Origin of the sequence: Paraburkholderia sp. JHI2823 (assembly GCF_038900695.1) — a bacterium.
GTDB lineage: Bacteria > Pseudomonadota > Gammaproteobacteria > Burkholderiales > Burkholderiaceae > Paraburkholderia > Paraburkholderia mimosarum.
In genome coordinates this window covers 1-19,398 of record NZ_JAYMRY010000069.1, presented here as the reverse complement: position 1 = coordinate 19,398, position 19,398 = coordinate 1, and the positions used below count along the sequence as shown (strand labels likewise).

Below are 19,398 nucleotides of genomic sequence, written 5' to 3'. Positions count from 1 at the left end.
GAGCCATTCACCAACTACGACGAGAGGTGAATGGTGGCAGGCATTGGCGGTGTGAGCGGCTTTCTTTGCCTACTTTCTTTGCCGCGGCAAAGAAAGTAGGTGCCGCCCCGCACAGGGGCAACGCTAACAGACCGACGCGAAAACAAGTTTCAAGCGCATGCACCGCGATCTTTGCCGCTGTGCAAAGCAAAGCAGCCGCCGCCCCGCACAGGGGCAACGTTAACAGACCGACGCGAAAACAAGTTTCAAGCGCATGCACCGCGATCTTTGCCGCTGTGCAAAGCAAAGCAGCTGCAGCCCCGCCCAGGGGCAACGCTAGCAAACCGCCGCGATCACAAGAAAAGCCCAAAGTGGCAAAGAACCGCGACCTCCCAAACCTCACCCCTTCACAAACTCACCGTCCCTGCGCCGCCACAGCCCGAGCGGATTGCCGTCCGCGAGCGCCTGAGGCAGCAGTTCGGCAGGAAAATCCTGATAACAAACGGGCCGCAAGAACCGCTCCATCGCACTCGTGCCCACCGAAGTCGCGCGGCTATCGGACGTAGCCGGGAACGGGCCACCATGCACCATGGCGTGCGTGACTTCCACGCCGGTCGGGAACCCGTTCACGAGCAGGCGGCCGGCCTTGCGCTCGAGAATCGGCACGAGGCGCATGGCAGTGGGCACGTCGTCGCGGTCCATCTGAATCGTCGCGGTGAGCTGGCCCGCGAAATGCTCCGCCACCGCGAGCAGCTCGGCTTCGTCCTTGCAGCGCACGAGCATCGAAGCCGGCCCGAACACTTCATCTTCCAGGGTCGGCTGCGCGAGGAACGTTTTCGCGTCCGTCACGAAGAGGGCGGCAAACGCCTGGTTCGGTCCGCTCGCTGGCTGGCCTTGTGCGAGCGCGCTCACGCCCACGGTATCGCCAAGGCGGCGCGCGCCTTCCTCATACGCCCCGGATTCGTGCAGAACTGCCCCGCGCCCAGCACCAGCGAATCGACGAAGCCCTGCGCGATGGCCGCGCTCCGTGAACCGAGCGCCCCCGGCAGCAGGAAGACGGGATTGATGCTGCTCATCTCCGCGTACACGGGGATCGGCTCGGGACGGTTCGCGGCGATGCGCATGAGCGCCGTGCCGCCCGCGCGCGAGCCGGTGAAGCCCACGGCCTTGATGGCAGGATGCGCAACCAGCGCCTCGCCCACGCTGCGCCCCGCGCCGACGATCAGCGAGAACACGCCCTCGGGCAGCCCCATGTCCTTGACGGCTTGCTGGATCACGCGGCCCACCATCTCCGAAGTGCCGAGGTGCGCTCCATGCGCCTTCACGACGACCGGGCAGCCCGCCGCCAGCGCCGCGGCCGTGTCGCCGCCCGCCACCGAAAACGCGAGCGGGAAGTTGCTTGCGCCGAATACGGCAACCGGGCCGAGCGCCACCTTCTGCAGACGCAGGTCGGCTCGCGGCAGCGGCTTGCGATCGGGCAGGGCGGAGTCGAGCGTGGGCGTGAGCCACAGGCCCTGGCGCACTTCCTGCGCGAACAGCTTGAGCTGGCCCACGGTGCGGCCGCGCTCGCCTTCCAGGCGTGCCTTGGGCAAGCCAGTTTCGGCGTGGGCGCGCTCGGTGAGCGCGTCCCCGAGCGCCGCAATGCCATCGGCGATGCGCTCAAGGAACTCGGCGCGCTCGTCGAGGGGCAGCGTGCGGTAGGCATCGAATGCCGCCGCGGCCAGCTTGCAGGCCGCGTCGACGTCGGCGGCCGTGCCGCTGCCGAAGGCCGGTGCGGGAATCGCTTCGCCGGTGGCTGGGTTGAAAGCCGTGAGGGGCTTTTCCGTGCCGCGCACCGCGCGGCCTCCAATGAGCATGTCGCCAGTGATTTGCATGTCGTCTCCGAACTTTCGTGCGGTTGAGTTAAGTCATCGTACAACCATCGTACTTCAGATCATCCCCGGCGAAAACCCCGTCGCTCCTTTTTTCGCACCGGGAAGGGCGCCGAGTGCGCCGTAGCGAGGACATCGGGTATGATTCACGTTCCGGAACAGGGTAAACGCGACGTTGGCTGTGGCGACGGACCTGTCTAGAATGTCATCAGACAACGTACCACAATCGATCCAAACCGCGCGCTACCGGAGCGCCCACAGGAGACAACCGCGATGTCCGCCCCCGCCAACCGTTATGAAGACCTGCTGGAGTCGGCCAGCGCCAAGGTTTTGCGGCACGTGCTGCCGCTCTTCCTCATCATGTTCATCGCGAACTATATCGACCGTGTGAACGTAGGCTTTGCCGGTGCGCACATGAAGGCCGATATCGGCCTTTCGGCGGCCGCCTACGGGTTGGGCGCGGGTCTTTTCTTCGTCGGCTATGCACTCTTCGAAGTGCCTTCCAACATCCTCATGCAAAGGTACGGCGCGCGCGCCTGGCTCACGCGCATCATGGGCACCTGGGGCCTCGTGGCGGCCGCCATGGCGTTCGTGCACAACGATACGTCGTTCTACGTGCTGCGCTTTCTGCTCGGCATCGCCGAAGCGGGCTTCTTTCCCGGCGTAATCTACTACTTCGCGCAATGGCTGCCGCAAAAGGAACGCGGCAAGGCGGCGGCGGTGTTCCTCGCGGGCTCGGCGTTCGCCTCGGTGCTCTCCGGCCCCGTCACGGGCGCCCTGCTTTCCGTGCGCGGCCTCGGTCTTGCCGGCTGGCAGTGGATGTTCCTCATCGAAGGCGGCTTCTCCATCGTGCTGTGCGGCGTGAGCTGGGTCTTCCTGAAGTCGCGCATTCGCGACGCGCACTGGCTCACGAGCGACGAGCAGGGTGCGCTCGAAACGTATCTCGCGCGCGAGCAGGCCGAGCGCGAAGCCGCGACGGGCGCCCACGTGCCGGTGCTGCGTCTCCTCAAAGACCCGCAGATCGTGCTGTTCTGCTTCCTCTATTTCGCGATCCAGCTCACGATCTACGCGGCCACGTTCTGGCTGCCCACCATCATCCGCAAGATGGGCGACCTCACCGACTTCCAGGTGGGTCTCTACAACGCGATTCCCTGGATGATCGCCATCGTCGCGATGTACTGCTTCGCATTGCTTTCGGCAAAGTACCGCTTCCAGCAGGCGTGGCTCGCTCTCGCGCTCGTGATTGCCGCATGCGGTCTGTTCGCTTCGACCTCCGCGAACCCGGTGTTCTCGTTCGTGGCGATCTGCTTCTCGGCCATCGGCTTCAAGGCGGCTTCCTCGCTGTTCTGGCCGATGCCACAAGGCTATCTCGACGCCCGCGTGGCCGCCGCCGTGATCGCGCTCATCAATTCGCTCGGCAACCTGGGCGGTTTCTTCGCGCCGGCCACGTTCGGCTATCTCCAGCAGCATACGGGCTCGATTGCGGGCGGGCTCTACGGCCTCGGCGTGACCTCGCTGATCGCCGCCGCCGCCGCGTTCCTTGCCCGCAACAAGCCGTCGCGCCGCGCCTTCACCGAAGAATCGGTCCAGAGCGGCGCGCTCTGAGTCCGCGTTGAGCGCCACCGTCAATCGAGAAGGAATCGCCCACCATGAACCAGCCGAACCCCGCGCGCTTCTTCGTCTACGTCGCGAACTCGAAAGACGGCGATATCAGCGTGTTCCATCTGGATGCCCGGACCGGCGCGCTTACGGCGCACGCCCGTGTGGCCGCGCAGGACAACGTCATGCCGATGGCGCTTTCGCCCGATCGCCCCCTGATCTATGCGGCCACGCGCGGTGCGGACAAGCGAGTGAACGAGTATGCGATCGATGCGCAGACCGGTGCCCTCTCGCCCCGCGCGAACGCGCCGATCGCATCGAGCCTTGCGTATCTGTGCGCGGAACCGCGTGGACGCTTCCTTTTGGGCGCTTCGTACGGCGAGCATCGCGTGAGCCTGTATCGCCTTGCGGACGTTGAGAGCGGCAAGGGCGAGCCGCTGCAGGTGATCGGCGATATCGGGCACGCGCACGCGGTGATCGTTTCCGCCGATGGGCGTTTCGCGTATGCGTCGTCTCTTGGCAGCGACCGCGTGTTCTGTTTCGCGCTGGAAGACGAGGGGCGCCTCACCGAAATCGGCACGGTAGATCTTGGCGCGGGCTTCGGTCCGCGGCATCTGCGCTTTTCGCCCAACGGCGACGTGCTCTACGTGCTGAGCGAATTCCGCGCGACGGTGGCGTCTTTCTCGCGCGACGCTGCTTCGGGCCAACTCGCGGCGCTGCACGTCGCGCCGCGCGCCGCCGATTTCGCGCATCTGAACGACGGTTTTGCGCGCCCGAGCCCCACGGACCCCGTGCAGCCCGATCCTGCGGTGCTCGCGAAGCTCGTCTGGGCGGCCGATATTCACGTCTCGCCCGACGGCCGTTTCGTCTACGTGTCCGAGCGCACGACGAGCCGCCTGCTCACGCTGCGCGTCGTGCAAAACGGAGCGCAGGTCGGCGCACTCGAATGCGTGGCGACGACGCCGACCGAAACGCAGCCGCGCGGCTTTCGCATCGACCCGACCGGCCGCTTTCTCGTGGCGTGCGGAGAAAAGTCGCAGCACGTCTCGGTCTACGCGATCGATGCCGCCAGCGGCGCGCTCACGCCCGTCTCGCGCGCCGAGGGCGGCCATGGCGCGAACTGGGTGGAGATCGTCGCCGCCGATGCCGCACAGTTCTGATCGACCGTTTGAATCCAGAGGGCGCAGCGCGCGCCGCACTTTTACAGGTAATACGTTCATGTCTACACAAACCGATCTACCGAACGCGACGCCCGTCGTGACCGAACTGCGCGTCGTGCCCGTGGCGGGCCGCGACAGCATGCTGCTGAACCTCTCCGGCGCGCACGGCCCGCTCTTCACGCGCAACGTCGTGCTGCTGCGCGACAGCGCGGGCAACACCGGTATCGGCGAAGTGCCGGGCGGCGAGGCGATCCGCAAGACACTCGAAGACGCGCGTGCGTTCGTGTTGGGCCAGTCCATCGGCAATCTGCAGGCGGTGCTCAACACCGTGCGCAAACAGTTCGCCGATCGCGACTCGGGCGGTCGCGGCCTGCAGACGTTCGACCTGCGCACCACGATTCACGCGGTCACGGCGCTCGAAGCCGCGCTTCTCGATCTGCTTGGCCAGCATCTGAACGTGCCCGTTGCCGCATTGCTCGGCGAAGGCCAGCAGCGCAGCGAAGTGGAAATGCTCGGTTACCTGTTCTTCATCGGCGACCGCAACAAGACCAACTTGCCGTACGCGAGCGGCGCCGACGGCCGCGACGACTGGGAGCGCCTGCGCACCGAAGAAGCGATGACGCCCGAAGCCGTCGTGCGTCTCGCAGAAGCCGCGCACGCGCGCTACGGGTTCAACGACTTCAAGCTCAAGGGCGGCGTGCTGGCGGGCGATGCGGAAATGGAGGCAGTCACGGCGCTGGCCGAGCGCTTCCCGCAGGCGCGCGTGACGCTCGATCCGAACGGCGCGTGGTCGCTCGCCGAGGCGGTACGCCTGTGCCGCGACAAGCACAATGTGCTCGCCTACGCGGAAGACCCGTGTGGCGCGGAAAACGGTTACTCGGGCCGCGAGGTGATGGCCGAATTCCGCCGCGCCACGGGCCTGCCCACGGCCACCAACATGATCGCGACCGACTGGCGGCAGATGGGTCACGCCATTCAACTGCAAAGCGTGGATATTCCGCTCGCCGACCCGCACTTCTGGACCATGCAAGGGTCGGTGCGTGTGGCGCAGATGTGCAACGACTGGGGCCTCACCTGGGGCTCGCATTCGAACAATCACTTCGACATTTCGCTCGCCATGTTCACGCATGTGGCCGCCGCGGCGCCCGGCAAGATCACGGCGATCGACACGCACTGGATCTGGCAGGACGGCCAGCGGCTCACGCGCGAGCCGCTGCAGATCGTGGGCGGCAAGGTGCAGGTACCGCAAAAGCCCGGTCTCGGCATCGACATCGACATGGACGCGCTGGAGAAGGCGCACGCGCTCTACAAGGAGCACGGCCTCGGCGCGCGCGACGACGCGATCGCCATGCAGTACCTCGTTCCCAACTGGACATTCGACAACAAGCGTCCGTGCCTCGTGCGCTGAACGCCATCTTCAACTCAACGTCTTTATTGACCTGACAACAGGATTCAAGACCATGACCACGCCGCAAGAACTCAAGCAAATCGTTTCCGAAGGACTGCTTTCGTTTCCCGTGACCGACTTCGACGCGCAAGGCAACTTCCGCGCGAATACCTACGCCGAGCGCCTGGAATGGCTGGCGCCTTATGGCGCGAGCGCGCTGTTCGCGGCGGGCGGCACCGGTGAATTCTTCTCGCTCACGAAGAGCGAATACTCGCAGGTCATCAAGACGGCCACCGAAACCTGCAAGGGCAAGGTGCCGATTCTCGCGGGCGCGGGCGGCGCCACGCGCGTGGCCATCGAGTACGCACAGGAAGCGGAACGCAACGGTGCGCAGGGCATCCTGCTGCTGCCGCACTACCTCACGGAAGCCTCGCAGGAAGGGATTGCCGCGCACGTCGAGCAGTTCTGCAAAGCCGTGCCGAAGATGGGCGTGATCGTCTACAACCGCGCGAACTCGAAGCTCAACGCCGACATGCTCGAACAGCTCGCGGACCGCTGCGAAAACCTGATCGGTTTCAAGGACGGCGTGGGCGAGATCGAGGCGATGGTGACGATCCGCCGCCGCCTCGGCGACCGCTTCTCCTACCTGGGCGGCCTGCCCACGGCCGAAGTCTACGCCGCCGCGTACAAGGCGCTGGGCGTGCCCGTGTATTCGTCGGCTGTATTCAACTTCATTCCGAAGACGGCCATGGACTTCTACCGCGCGATTGCCGCCGACGACCACGCGACGGTGGGCAAGCTCATCGACGAATTCTTCCTGCCGTATCTCGCCATTCGCAATCGCCGCGCGGGCTACGCCGTGAGCATCGTGAAGGCTGGCGCGAAGCTCGTGGGCCACGACGCAGGCCCGGTGCGCGCGCCGCTCACGGACCTCACCGAAGAAGAAATGGCGCAGCTCGACGTGCTGATCAAGAAGCTCGGCGCGCAGTAACGCGCCATGTATGTGCGCGGGGCAGCCCGCGCATCGCATCGCTTCGAAGAGGGCCCGCCAGGGCCCTCTTCGTTCGTGCGTTCAGTGTGCGCTCAGGTCTGGTCGGCTGCGTCGGCGAACAGATCGAGATTGGCGCGCTCGGACTTGCGCGGACGGCGCGCGCCCCGCGCGGTCTTTTCGCGGCGCGGCTTGCCGAACACCTGTTCGGGCGTGAAGCCGAATTCGGCGATCGCTGCGCGCACGCTGGCCAGCGCTTCGTGCGCCGCCTCGGCGCGCGCCGCTTCGATGCGCTCGTCGAGTTCGCGCTTCTGGGCGAGCAATTCGCGGTAGGTTGCCATCGGGAAATCTTGTCGAGTGAAAACGAGCCGCTGATTTTACGCGCTGCGCGGGTTTCGCGTGGGGTTTCGGGCGTCCGTTTGGCGCCAGCAGGGCCGCGAGCCACGTGACCCGCGCGCGGCGCACGCACCGAAGCGAACCAACGCTTGCGGCCGCACGCCATGCAGCGCAGTGGAACTTCGGACATACTTCCCGTTTGCCTTACCTCCCTCGCAAGCCGATCCCGCAGATGGAAAAGAACCGACTCGAAGCGTTCAGCGATGGCGTGCTCGCCATCATCATCACCATCATGGTGCTGGAACTCAAGGTGCCGCACGGCGAAGACCTCGCCGCGCTCGCGCCGCTCTGGCCGGTCTACCTGAGCTACGTGCTGAGCTTCATCTACGTGGGGATCTACTGGAACAACCATCATCACATGATGCACGCCGCGCGCCGCGTGAACGGCTCGGTGCTCTGGGCGAACCTGCATCTGCTGTTCTGGCTTTCACTGCTGCCGTTCACCACGGGCTGGATGGGCGAAAACCACTTCGGGCGCTGGCCCACTGCGCTCTACGGCATCAACCTGCTGCTCTGCGCGGTTGCTTATGCCCTGCTGCAATTCGTGCTCGTGCGCTATCACGGCACGCAAAGCCCGCTTGCGATTGCGCTGGGCAACGACATCAAGGGCAAGATATCGCCGGTGCTCTATCTTGCGGGCTCTGCGCTCGCGGCGCTCGGCTATCCGCTGATGGGCGCGATTTTCTACTTCGTCGTCGCGCTGCTCTGGTTCGTGCCCGACAAACGCATGGAGCGGCTAGCCATGGCCTCGGGCGAACACAAGGAAGAGTAGGGAACATCGAGGGCCGGCGCTCGCGCAACCGGCCCATCAATCTACCTCGCAATCACGTCGTCGTCAGCCTGCCATATGCTTGCGCTGGGCCAGTTCCTTCGCCCTGGCGATGTCGGCCTGGATCACGGGCAGACCTTCCGTGGCGGCCTTCTTCAGACCCGCGTCACGGCCCGAGGCGATCTCCGCCTGGAACGCCGAGAGTGTTTTCTGCTGACCGGCGAGCGCGACCTGCTCGATATACGTCTTGTCGAATTCCGCGCCACGCAAGTTGTTGATGCTGGCCAGCACTGCGGCATCGGGATCGTTGCGCGGCACATCCACGCCGCGCGGGCTCGCGGCGCGCATCGAGTCCGAGAGCTTCGTATAGTCGGCGACCAGTTTCTCCGCGAAGGCCTTCACTTCGCGGTCGGTCGAGCGCGAGTTGGCAATGCGCGCTGCATCGCGCTGCGTGGCCACGGTCTGCGTGCCGTCGGCGATGAACGCCTTGTCGGCGGCATGCAGCTTGACCGTTTCGGCCGGGGCAGCGGCGGATGCCGTTGCCAACGGCGCGGGAGTCTGCGCATGGGCGTTCAGCGCAACGGCGCAAAGGCTGGCGGCCGAAGCCGTGATGAGCGAGGCAAGCGAGAGGCGAGTCATGTGAACTCCTTTCTGCGTAGTTGGTATCAGTTGGTATCGATTGCACGCGCCGCGTCGCACGTCGTGCAGCTCTCGGTGCGGACTTGCGCGGGACCGTCGTGGCGTGGCGCCTTGCTGCTCAACGGTCTGAGGAATTCTAGGAACTCGCCCGCGCTTCAGGTGAAACCATTGCCGCGCTTGTGTAACGGTTGGTAAGTACGCGACCGGCAAGACAAGCAATGCCCGCATTGACGACGACGACGTTCCACCGATCAAATTTTCAGAATGAAAGGTAGACGCCGAACGTCCGTATATTGATCGTTCAATTAACTTAAAGCCCTGTCGGGACTTGCCTGCTGGAATCGCTTGTCGCTTCTGCGCAATTGCTCGTCGCAATTGCTACGTTAGTCCGCTTTTTGCCGGACAACTATTCCTCATGAGACTTCATGGCGTTTTTGATGCGCCTGACCTTGCGACGCAGTTCGATTCCTGAGGAGATGACGATGTGCCGATTCCCCCTGCAGCAGACAGGCGCGCTCGCGTGCGCCGCATTCCTTTGCGCCAGCGCGTACGCAGCCGATCCTGCCGCGTGCAAGGACGTGCGGTTCGCGGACGTGGGCTGGACCGATATCGCGGCGACGACGGGCGTGGCATCGACCATTCTCGGCGCGCTCGGCTATACGCCGACGAAGACGATCGCCTCGGTGCCGATCACGTTCGCGGGGCTCAAGAGCAAGCAGATCGACGTGTTTCTCGGCTACTGGTCGCCGACCATGGACCCGATGATCGAGCCGTTCACGAAATCGGGCTCCATCAAGGTGCTCTCGACGCCGAATCTCACGGGCGCCAAATACACGCTCGCGGTTCCCGACTACGTCTACCAGGGCGGCCTGAAATCGTTTCAGGACATCGCGAAGTTCGCGGACAAGCTGCAAGGCCGCATCTACGGCATCGAGCCCGGCAATGACGGCAACGCGCTCATTCAGAAGATGATCGGCGCGAACCAGTACGGCCTCGGCAAGTTCAAGCTCGTCGAATCGAGCGAGGCGGGGATGCTCGTGCAGGTCAACCGCGCCGTTCGCGAGAAGCAATGGATCGTGTTCCTCGGCTGGGAGCCGCATCCGATGAACGTGCAGATGAAGATCGACTATCTCTCGGGCGGCGACGACGTGTTCGGCCCCAACTACGGCGAGGCGCGCGTCCTGACCGCGGAACCGCCCGATTATGCCGCGCGCTGCCCGAACGTCGCGAAGTTCGTCTCGAACCTGCAGTTCACGACGGCCATCGAGAACCATCTGATGGTGCCGATCGCCAACAAGGTGGATCCCAACAAGGCCGCCGCCGACTGGCTGCGCAGCAACCCGCAGGTGCTCGACAACTGGCTGGCCGGCGTCACCACGCTGGACGGCAAGCCGGGCTTGCCTGCTGTGCGCGCCTCGCTGGGCGTGAACTGAAACGCCTCGTTCCGCGGTTTGCACCCGCGGAACACCCTATTTGCGCGGCAATTTTGGTTGATTAGCGTTCAGGAGAGGAGGAGGCAGATGGAGCAAGCGGGAATCGGTACGCGCGGCGCACAGGAGAGCGACGCACGCAGTGGTCACGGCCACGCGCTACAGCGCGGCCTCACGTGGAAAGACGCATTCTGGGTGACGAGCGGCGTGCCCGCGGGCGTGCTGTTCACGATCGGCGGCGTTTGTGCAACGATCGGCCAGCCCGCATGGGCGATCTGGATCGCATCGATCACGATGGGCCTCGTGCAAAGCGCGACTTACGCCGAGATTTCAGGGCTCTTTCCGCACAAGTCGGGCGGTGCTTCGGTATACGGCGCAATCGGCTGGGTCCGCTACAGCAAGATGATCGCGCCGGTTTCCGTGTGGTGTAACTGGCTCGCGTGGTCGCCCATGCTCGCGCTCGGTTGCGGGCTCGCCGCGAACTACGCGCTCGCCACGCTGTTCCCGCCCGAGGCGGCCATCATGCAGTGGCACTGGACGCTCGCAAATCTGGACTTCATCAAGCCGGGCCTCACCCTTCGCATCAACGCGACGTTCCTGATCGCCGCGGCCTTCCTGCTGATTACGTTCAGGCTTCAGCACAGCGGGGCTTCGAAGGCGGCGAAAACGCAGAAGATTCTCGGCATCGCATCGCTCACGCCGTTGTTGATCGTCGGCCTCGTGCCCTTCATCACCGGCGATGTGCCTGCCAAACATCTTTTTCCGCTGCTGCCGCTCGGGCACGACGCGCAAGGCAATCTCACCGCTTCGGTATTCGGCGCGTGGAATGGCCAGGGCGTCGTCATGGCGCTGGGCGCGATGTTCATGGCCGGCTGGGCGTCATACGGATTCGAAACGGCGGTGTGCTATACGCGTGAGTTCCGCGACCCGCGGCGCGATACGGCAAGGGCGATCTTCTGGTCCGGCGCACTTTGCCTCGTCGTCATGACGCTCGTGCCGCTCGCGTTCCAAGGGGCGCTCGGCACGCCGATGATGCTCGATCCGCGCATCGGCGACGGCACCGGCGTGGGCACCGCCATGGCGGCGATGGTGGGCGGCGGCGCGTGGGTGGGCAATGCCGTGGTGGTGATGCTGATGCTCTCCATTCTCCTGATCGTGATGACGTCGATGATGGGTTCGTCGCGCACGCTCTATCAGGCTTCGGTGGACGGCTGGCTGCCGCGCTACCTCTCGCGCGTGAACGAGCACGGGGCGCCGACGGCGGCGATGTGGACCGATCTCGGATTCAATCTCGTTCTGCTCGGCATGTCGGATTACATGACGGTGCTGTCGATCTCGAACGTCTGCTACATGTTGTTCGTTTTCCTGAATTTGCAGTCGGGGTGGATTCATCGCATGGACCGTGGCACATGGGCGCGCCCGTTCCGCTGTCCGACATGGCTGCTCGCGCTGGGTGCGCTCTTCGGTTATGCGAACCTGGTATTCGTCGGCGCTGGCGCGAATCTGCAAGGCGAGGGGACGTTGCGCGATGGCCTCATCGCCATGCTGCTGATCGTGCCAGTCTTCGCTTTCCGGCACTACTGGCAGGATCGCGGACGGTTTCCGGCGGGCAGTGCGCTCGATATGGAAGTGAGCGTGCCGCAGCGCAGCCGGTGGCTGAATCTTGCGCCCTACGGCGCCCTGGTCGCGGCGGGGATCACGATCGCGGTTTCGCACTGGCTGGCTGCATCGGTCTGAGTTTGCTTCAGTGTTGGCGGCATCATGTGGGCAGCAATGCTTGCATGGTGCCGTTTTTTTATTTGCAGCTTCGGCAACGTTGGCATGAAAAAAAGCCAGCTCGTCGCGCGAATCATCGCGCTCCGATGCTGGCTAACACAGATGAACTTTTGAACCGCCGCTTAGACCGCCTTTTAGACCGTCACACTACGCGAGCGCTGCTTGACCGCACCTGAGCCCACCTCGCCGCCTCCCGACAAACCCGTCTCCCGGGCCGCCGCCCCGTTCGCCACATAGTAATCGGCTGTCGAACGCGCCAGCGCCTCGCGCCCGCGAATGCGGTCCGCGATCTTCTCCGCGATCATGATCGTCGGCGCATTGAGGTTGCCGGTGATGATGCGCGGCATGATCGACGCATCCACCACGCGCAGGCCATCGACGCCGTGCACGCGGCCTTCGCCGTCCACCACGGCCATGTCGTCGTAGCCCATCGCGCACGAACAGGACGGGTGATAAGCGGTTTCCGCGCGGTTGCGCACGAAGGCATCGATCTCCGCATCGGTCTTGAGCGCCGCACCGGGGTTCAGCTCGCGCCCGCGAAAGCGATCGAGCGCGGGCTGCGCAATGATCTCGCGCGTGATGCGGATCGCGTCGCGGAACTCGCGCCAGTCGAGCGCCTCGGCCATATAGTTGAAGAGGATCGACGGATGCTGGCGCGGGTCGCGCGAGCGCAGCTTCACGCGCCCACGGCTCGGCGAGCGCATGGACCCCACGTGCGCCTGGAAGCCGTGCATCTTGATCGCGTTGCTGCCGTTGTAATTGATCGCGACAGGCAGGAAGTGATACTGGAGGTTCGGCCACGGATCGTCGTCGCGCGTGCGGATAAAGCCGCCCGCCTCGAAATGATTGCTGGCGCCGATGCCAGTGCCGCGCAACATCCATTCGATGCCGATGGCCGGCTGATTGCGCATGAGAAGCGCAGGGTAGAGCGAGACCGGCTCCTTGCACTCGTACTGCATGTACATTTCCAGGTGATCCTGAAGATTCTGCCCAACGCCGGGCAGATCTATCACGACGGGAATGTCGAGTTCGCGCAGCCACGCGCCCGGCCCAACGCCTGAGCGCTGCAGGATCTGCGGCGAGGCGATCGCGCCCGCGCACAGCAGCACTTCGCGGCGCGCATAGCGCGTCACGCGTGCGGGGCCGTCGAGAAAGACCACGCCGTGCGCACGCTTGCCGCTGAACAGAATGCGGTCGGTCACGGCGTGCGTGACGATGTCGATGTTCGGCCGATGCTTTGCCTGATCCAGATAGCCGCGCGCGGTGCTGGCGCGCCGGCCTTTCGCGGTGACGGTGCGATCCATCGGCCCAAAGCCTTCCTGGCGGTAGCCGTTGAGATCATCGGTGCGTGCGTAGCCCGCCTGCACGCCTGCCTCGATCATCGCCTCGAACAGCGGGTTCACGCCGGGCTTGCTCGTCGTCACGTGTACGGGACCCTCGCCGCCGTGATAGTCGTTCGCGCCGATGTCGCGCGTTTCGGCCTTGCGGAAATAGGGCAGGCAGTCCAGATAGCTCCAGTTCTCGAGCCCTTTGCGTTCTGCCCAGCCGTCGTAATCGAGCGCGTTGCCGCGGATGTAGCACATGCCGTTGATGAGCGACGAGCCGCCGAGCCCCTTGCCGCGCCCGCACTCCATGCGCCGGTTGTTCATGTGCGGCTCGGGCTCGGTCTCGTAGGCCCAGTTGTAGCGGCGTCCCTGCAACGGGAACGCGAGCGCCGCGGGCATTTGCGTGCGGAAATCGAAGCGGTAGTCGGGGCCGCCCGCTTCGAGCAGCAGCACCGTCGTGTCGCGATCTTCGGTGAGGCGCGCGGCAAGCACATTGCCCGCCGATCCCGCGCCGATGATGATGTAGTCGTACTCTTGCGCTGCCATGCAGGACTCCCTCAGAAAACGGGCTGATACGGTCCCAGTTCCACCTGGACGGATTTGATGCGCGTGTAGTGCTCGAGCGTCGTGATGCCGTTCTCGCGCCCCACGCCGGACTGCTTGTAGCCGCCCACGGGCATTTCGGCGGGCGACTCGCCCCACGTGTTGATCCAGCAGATGCCGGCTTCGAGCCGGTGAATCACGCGATGCGCGCGCGAGAGATTTTCGGTCACGACACCGGCGGCGAGCCCGTAAAGCGTTTCGTTGGCGCGCGCGATCACTTCGGTTTCGTTGGCGAAAGCGAGGATGCTCATCACGGGACCAAAGATTTCCTCGCGCACGATCCGCATGTCGTCCCGGCAGCCGGAAAACACCGTGGGCTGCACGTATTGGCCGCGCGCGAAATCGCCTTGCGTGAGGCGCGCGCCGCCTGCGATCAGCCGCGCGCCTTCACGTTTGCCGCTCTCGATGTAGCCGAGCACCTTGTCGAGTTGAGCGGCACTCGCGAGGGGCCCGAAGTTGGTCTCGGGATCGGCCGGGTTGCCCACGCGAATGCGCTTCACGCGTTCGAGCACGCGCGCCTCGAACGCCGCGATCACCGATTGATGAACGAACACCCGCGTGCCGTTGGTGCACACCTGGCCCGCGCTGAAGAAGTTGGCGGTCACGGCGATATCGGCGGCGCGGTCGAGGTCGGCGTCTTCGAAGACGATGAGCGGCGACTTGCCGCCCAGTTCCATCGTGACTTCCTTGAGCGTGGAGCCGCCCGCCGCCGCCATGACCTTCTTGCCCGTTTCGACGCCGCCCGTGAACGAAATCTTCTCGATGCCGGGATGCATGCTCAGCATCGCGCCGACGCGGCCGTCGCCGTGGACCACGTTGAACACGCCTGGCGGCACGCCTGCCTCGACGTAAATCTCCGCGAGCTTCGAAGCCGAGAGCGGCGTGATTTCGCTGGGCTTGAAGATCATCGCGTTGCCGGCGGCGAGCGCCGGCGCCGATTTCCAGCAGGCGATCTGGATCGGGTAGTTCCATGCGCCGATGCCGGCCGTCACGCCCAGCGGCTCGCGCCGTGTGTAGACGAAAGACGTCTCGCGCAGCGGGATCTGCTGGCCCTCGAGCGCGGGCGCGAGGCCCGCGTAGTACTCGATCACGTCGGCGCCCGTGACGATGTCGACGGCACGCGTTTCGGCGATCGGTTTGCCGGTGTCGCTGGTTTCGAGGGCTGCGAGTTCGTCGTTGCGCGCGCGCAGCAGGTCGACCGCGCGCCTCAACACGCGCGAGCGCTGCATGGCCGTCATGGCGGCCCAGGCGCGCTGGCCGGTTCGGGCCGATTCCACGGCGCGGTCGATATCGGCGGCGCTCGCGTGCTGCACGGTGGCGAGCTTCGCGCAGGTGGCGGGATCGTAGGTGTTGAAGGTTTCGCCGCTGGTGGCGTCGGTGTAGCCGCCGTCGATGAAAAGGCGTTGCACGGGAAAGAGGGACATCGAAGTGACTCCGGGCCGGATTATCAGGACGACTTGCCCGAGCGCGCTTTGGTGCGCGCTTCGAGAAGCAGGTCGATGTAGTCGTTGGCCACGCGCAGCGCGGCCTTCGTGTCGAACGGTTCGCCCGTGAGCGCGCCGCGCAGCCAGAGGCCGTCGATCAGCGCGGCGAGGCCGCTCGCGGCGCGCCGGGCGGCCGCGGCGGGCAGCACCTTCTCGAACTCCGCGCACAGGTTCGAATGAAGCCGCCGCGTGTTGACGCGCTGCAGGCGGCGCAGCGCGGGCTGATGCATGCTCTCGGCCCAGAACGCGAGCCACGTCTTCATGACGGGCGCGTTCACCTGCGAGACGTCGAAATTGGCCGCGACGATGGCGCGCAAGCGCGCGCGCGGCTCGTCCTTCGCGGCGAGGCGCCGGCGCACGGTGGCCTCCCAGAGGTCGTGCAGCACGTGGCGCATGGTGGCCTCGAGCAGGCCGTCCTTGCCGCCGAAATAGTGGCTCACGATGCCGGTGGAGATTTTCGCGTGCTGCGCGACGGTTGCCAGCGTCGTGCCGGAGAGACCCGACTGGTCGATTGACTGCAGGGTGGCGTCGATGAGTTGCGCGCGACGCACATCGCGCATTCCGATCTTGGGCATGGTGGTTCAAGGTGCTTCCAGGAAGGGTTTCACTCTAGGCATTTTTTATTGAATGTTCAATCAATAAAAGCGGCCACGCGGCGGGGCTGACGCTTTTTGGACATTCCGCGTCGGATTCCCGATGATCGCGCGGCCGGAACGCCTCCCGAAGCCCGCCCCATAACGGATTGCGCCTTTTTTTCAGGGGTTTTCTTGCCGGGTGCGTGTCGCGTTAGCGCCAGCGCGTGTCGTGTCTGCGCAAGTCCATGGAGATTTGGACTTGTACGTTTTGATCCACCGCGCAGTGCGCCACGCGTATGCGGCGCGGCCCGACAACCTGAATCGCGAGAAAAGTGAGACCCGACACCATGAAGAAACCGAATGCGATGGCACTGAGCGGTATGACGCTGGCATTGGCTGCTGTCTCGAACGTGAGCCATGCACAAAGCAGCGTGACGTTGTACGGGATCATCGACGCAGGCGTGACCTACGTGAGCAACGCAGGCGGCTCGCACCAGGTGAAGTTCGACGACGGCATCGCGCAGGCGAACCGCTGGGGCCTCAAGGGCACCGAGGACCTGGGCGGCGGGTTGAAGGCCGTGTTCCAGCTGGAAAGCGGTTTTCATCTCGGCAACGGACAAATTGCCAACGGCGGCTCGCTGTTCGGTCGCATCGCTTATGTCGGACTCCAGAACGATTGGGGTGCAGTCACGTTGGGCAATCAGGCCGACATGACGCAGGAGTTCGTCTACCTCTACAACGTCACGGCCTGGGCGAGCGGCTATGCGATCAACCAGGGCGACTTCGACCGCATGAACGGCGACCACTTGCCGAACGCCGTGAAGTTCATGTCGAACACCTTCGGTGGATTCCAGTTCGGCGGCATGTATTCGTTCAGCAACACGCCCGGCGAGTTTCATACCGGCAGTGCGTGGAGCGTGGGCGCGCAGTACCAGAACGGTCCGTTCGCGATGGGCACCGCGTACACGCAGTTGAACAACCCGTCGGGCATCTACGCGTTCGACCCGTACAACATGATCGGCGTGCGCACGTTCTTCGGGCGGCCCACCGTGAGCGTCGATCCGGCAACGGGCGCCGTCACTTCGCTCTATTCGGAAACGCCGTTCCCCGTGGACAAGCAGGCCACCTTCGGCGTGGGCGCGAGCTATGCGATCGGCGACGTCACGCTGATGGGCGCCTTCACCTACACGCAGATCAAGGCGTTCGGCACGAGCGAGCACATGCAGGTCGGCGAAGGCGGCGCCAACTGGCAGGTCACGCCGGCGTTGAGCGTGGCGGGCGGCTACCAGTACACGCATTTCGACGGCCACCACTGGAACCAGCTTTCGGCGGGCATGCATTACCTGCTTTCGAAGCGCACGGACGTCTACATCTCGGGCGACTGGCTCAGGGCCTCGCAGGGTGTGGATGCCGTGATCGGCTACAGCTTCACGCCCTCTTCGACCACGACCCAGGCCGACGTGCGCGTCGGCCTGCGGCATTCGTTCTGAACGCGCGGGCGGTTTGCACCGCATAACTTAGGGAAAACACGGGTAAAGCTCCGGCACAGCGCGCGCCGGAGGCGCCCGGCGCCCCCGGCTGGCGGGGCCGTCCAACGGCGATGGCGTTTTTGTTCTATCGGCGCACACGGCCTCTTTGGTCTACTGGCACTCAACCTCACCAATGCGCAGAGCGCCAAGGGAAGTCAGATGAACGTCAGCGTTTTCGACCTGTTCAAGATCGGAATCGGTCCGTCCAGCTCGCATACGGTCGGCCCGATGGTCGCCGCGTGCCGTTTCGTGTCCCATGTCGAGGACGCCAATCTGCTCGCCTTCGTGCGCCGCGTGAAAGTGGAGCTGTACGGCTCGCTCGGCGCCACGGGCAAGGGCCACGGCACCGACAAGGCCGTGCTGCTCGGCCTGGAGGGCAATCTGCCCGACGCGATCGATCCCGACCAGATCGAGCCGCGGCTCGCCGCCATCCGCAGCGAAAAGTCGCTCGTCCTGCTCGGCAAGCAGGCGATCCGCTTCGACGAGAAGGAGTGCATCGGCTTCTATCGCAAGACGATGAGCGGCGCGCACACGCTGCATCCCAACGGCATGCGCTTTCAGGCCTTCGACGAGAACGGCCAGCTGCTCGTCGAAAAGGAGTACTACTCGGTGGGCGGCGGCTTCGTCGTGAACCGCGACGGCGATCGCGTGAACGGCGTGCGTAGCGGGCACGACATGCCTTATCCGTTCCGCACCGGCGACGACTTGCTGCGCGTATGCAGCGAAAGCGGTCTCTCCATCGCGCAGGTGACGCTCGCGAACGAATGCGTGGCGCGCACGCCGGAGGCGGTGCGCGAGGGGCTGCTCGCGATCTGGCGCGCCATGGCGGCGTGCGTCGAGCGCGGCTGCAAGATGCACGGCGAACTGCCGGGCCCGATGCACGTGAAGCGCCGCGCGGCCGACCTCTCGGTGCATCTGCGTTCGCGCTCCGAAGAGTCGCTGCGCGATCCGCTTTCGATGCTCGACTGGGTCAACCTCTACGCCATGGCCGTGAACGAGGAGAACGCAGCAGGCGGCCGTGTCGTGACGGCGCCCACGAATGGCGCGGCGGGCGTGATTCCCGCGGTCCTGCACTACTACGTGAAGTTCGTCGCGGGCGCGAACGACGAAGGCATCGCCAATTTCCTGCTCACGGCCGCCGCCATCGGCATCATCTACAAGGAAACGGCGTCGATCTCGGGCGCGGAAGTGGGCTGCCAGGGCGAGGTGGGCGTGGCGTGCTCGATGGCCGCCGCGGCGCTCGCAGCCGTGATGGGCGGCACGCCTGAGCAGGTCGAGAACGCCGCCGAGATCGGCATGGAGCACAACCTCGGCATGACCTGCGATCCGGTCGGCGGCCTCGTGCAGATTCCGTGCATCGAGCGCAACGCCATGGGCGCGATCAAGGCGATCAACGCGGCGCGCATGGCGCTCAAGGGCAACGGCCAGCACTACGTCACGCTCGACAACGTCATCAAGACGATGCGCGAAACGGGCGCCGACATGAAGACGAAATACAAGGAGACGTCGCGCGGCGGACTGGCCGTGAACGTCATCGAATGCTAATGCAACGCTAATGGTAACGCGCAACAAGGGGTCTGCGAGATGAGCCGCTATTCGATATTCAGTCTGTTCCGCAACGGGTTGTCGTATCACGAGAACTGGGAGCGGCAGTGGAGAAGCCCGGAGCCGAAGAAGGAGTACGACGTGGTGATCGTCGGCGGCGGCGGCCATGGTCTCGCGACAGCCTATTACCTCGCGAAGGAGCACGGCGTGAAGAATGTCGCGATCCTGGAGAAGGGCTGGATCGGCGGCGGCAATACGGCGCGCAATACGACCATCGTGCGTTCCAATTACCTGTGGGATGAATCCGCGGCGCTCTACGAAAAGGCGATGAAGCTCTGGGAAG

At 64.9% G+C, this 19,398-nt stretch carries 15 protein-coding genes and 1 pseudogene; 10 read left to right on the top strand and 6 right to left on the bottom strand.

Translation table 11 applies throughout. The features are described from left to right. Positions 1 to 378: 378 nt before the first annotated feature. Positions 379 to 1,853: pseudogene (locus VSR34_RS35970) on the bottom strand (aldehyde dehydrogenase (NADP(+))). A gap of 270 nt (positions 1,854 to 2,123) precedes the next feature. Here VSR34_RS35970 and VSR34_RS35965 point away from each other — a divergent pair. From VSR34_RS35965 to kdgD, 4 genes are read left to right on the top strand one after another with little or no spacing between them, the layout of a single operon-like run. Next, on the top strand, positions 2,124 to 3,455 hold the full coding sequence (locus VSR34_RS35965; RefSeq protein WP_028212525.1) for an MFS transporter: 1,332 nt from the start codon (positions 2,124 to 2,126) through the stop codon (positions 3,453 to 3,455). A 44-nt stretch (positions 3,456 to 3,499) separates the two neighbouring features. Continuing rightward, complete coding sequence (locus VSR34_RS35960; RefSeq protein ID WP_342964945.1) at positions 3,500 to 4,609, top strand: beta-propeller fold lactonase family protein; 1,110 nt, start codon at positions 3,500 to 3,502, stop codon at positions 4,607 to 4,609. A gap of 58 nt (positions 4,610 to 4,667) precedes the next feature. Continuing rightward, positions 4,668 to 6,017, top strand: a complete 1,350-nt coding sequence (gudD, locus tag VSR34_RS35955) for a glucarate dehydratase (RefSeq protein ID WP_342964944.1) — start codon at positions 4,668 to 4,670, stop codon at positions 6,015 to 6,017. 52 nt (positions 6,018 to 6,069) lie between these two features. Further along, on the top strand, positions 6,070 to 6,987 hold the full coding sequence (gene kdgD / locus VSR34_RS35950) for a 5-dehydro-4-deoxyglucarate dehydratase (protein ID WP_028212528.1): 918 nt from the start codon (positions 6,070 to 6,072) through the stop codon (positions 6,985 to 6,987). Between the two features lie 92 nt (positions 6,988 to 7,079). Here the strand turns inward: kdgD and VSR34_RS35945 are convergent, their stop codons facing one another. Continuing rightward, positions 7,080 to 7,325, bottom strand: a complete 246-nt coding sequence (locus tag VSR34_RS35945; protein ID WP_342964943.1) for an H-NS family nucleoid-associated regulatory protein — start codon at positions 7,323 to 7,325, stop codon at positions 7,080 to 7,082. Positions 7,326 to 7,552: 227 nt separating this feature from the next. Between VSR34_RS35945 and VSR34_RS35940 the strand changes: the two genes are divergently transcribed. Continuing rightward, positions 7,553 to 8,152: a TMEM175 family protein gene (locus VSR34_RS35940; protein WP_028212529.1), complete on the top strand. Its 600-nt coding sequence runs from the start codon at positions 7,553 to 7,555 to the stop codon at positions 8,150 to 8,152. Positions 8,153 to 8,215: 63 nt separating this feature from the next. Here the strand turns inward: VSR34_RS35940 and VSR34_RS35935 are convergent, their stop codons facing one another. Then, on the bottom strand, positions 8,216 to 8,788 hold the full coding sequence (locus tag VSR34_RS35935) for a DUF4142 domain-containing protein (RefSeq protein WP_028212530.1): 573 nt from the start codon (positions 8,786 to 8,788) through the stop codon (positions 8,216 to 8,218). 482 nt (positions 8,789 to 9,270) lie between these two features. On the opposite strand from VSR34_RS35935, the gene VSR34_RS35930 reads away from it, so the two are divergent. After that, positions 9,271 to 10,221, top strand: a complete 951-nt coding sequence (locus VSR34_RS35930; RefSeq protein WP_342964942.1) for a choline ABC transporter substrate-binding protein — start codon at positions 9,271 to 9,273, stop codon at positions 10,219 to 10,221. 87 nt (positions 10,222 to 10,308) lie between these two features. Further along, positions 10,309 to 11,955, top strand: coding sequence for an APC family permease (locus VSR34_RS35925; protein WP_342964941.1), 1,647 nt, complete (start codon positions 10,309 to 10,311; stop codon positions 11,953 to 11,955). A gap of 173 nt (positions 11,956 to 12,128) precedes the next feature. Here the strand turns inward: VSR34_RS35925 and betA are convergent, their stop codons facing one another. From betA to betI, 3 genes are read right to left on the bottom strand one after another with little or no spacing between them, the layout of a single operon-like run. Next, on the bottom strand, positions 12,129 to 13,865 hold the full coding sequence (betA, locus tag VSR34_RS35920) for a choline dehydrogenase (protein ID WP_342964940.1): 1,737 nt from the start codon (positions 13,863 to 13,865) through the stop codon (positions 12,129 to 12,131). 11 nt (positions 13,866 to 13,876) lie between these two features. After that, positions 13,877 to 15,346: a betaine-aldehyde dehydrogenase gene (betB, locus tag VSR34_RS35915; protein ID WP_342964939.1), complete on the bottom strand. Its 1,470-nt coding sequence runs from the start codon at positions 15,344 to 15,346 to the stop codon at positions 13,877 to 13,879. Between the two features lie 23 nt (positions 15,347 to 15,369). Continuing rightward, entirely contained in the window at positions 15,370 to 15,981 is a 612-nt protein-coding gene (gene betI, locus VSR34_RS35910) for a transcriptional regulator BetI (protein ID WP_028212534.1), read from the bottom strand. Positions 15,982 to 16,328: 347 nt separating this feature from the next. Between betI and VSR34_RS35905 the strand changes: the two genes are divergently transcribed. From VSR34_RS35905 to VSR34_RS35895, 3 genes are all read left to right on the top strand, one after another. Next, positions 16,329 to 17,471: a porin gene (locus tag VSR34_RS35905; protein WP_342964938.1), complete on the top strand. Its 1,143-nt coding sequence runs from the start codon at positions 16,329 to 16,331 to the stop codon at positions 17,469 to 17,471. Positions 17,472 to 17,669: 198 nt separating this feature from the next. Further along, a complete protein-coding gene (locus VSR34_RS35900) occupies positions 17,670 to 19,055 on the top strand; it encodes an L-serine ammonia-lyase (RefSeq protein ID WP_028212536.1) in 1,386 nt (461 codons plus the stop codon). A 39-nt stretch (positions 19,056 to 19,094) separates the two neighbouring features. Beyond that, on the top strand, positions 19,095 to 19,398 hold a 304-nt coding region (locus tag VSR34_RS35895), incomplete at its 3' end, for an FAD-dependent oxidoreductase (RefSeq protein ID WP_342964937.1).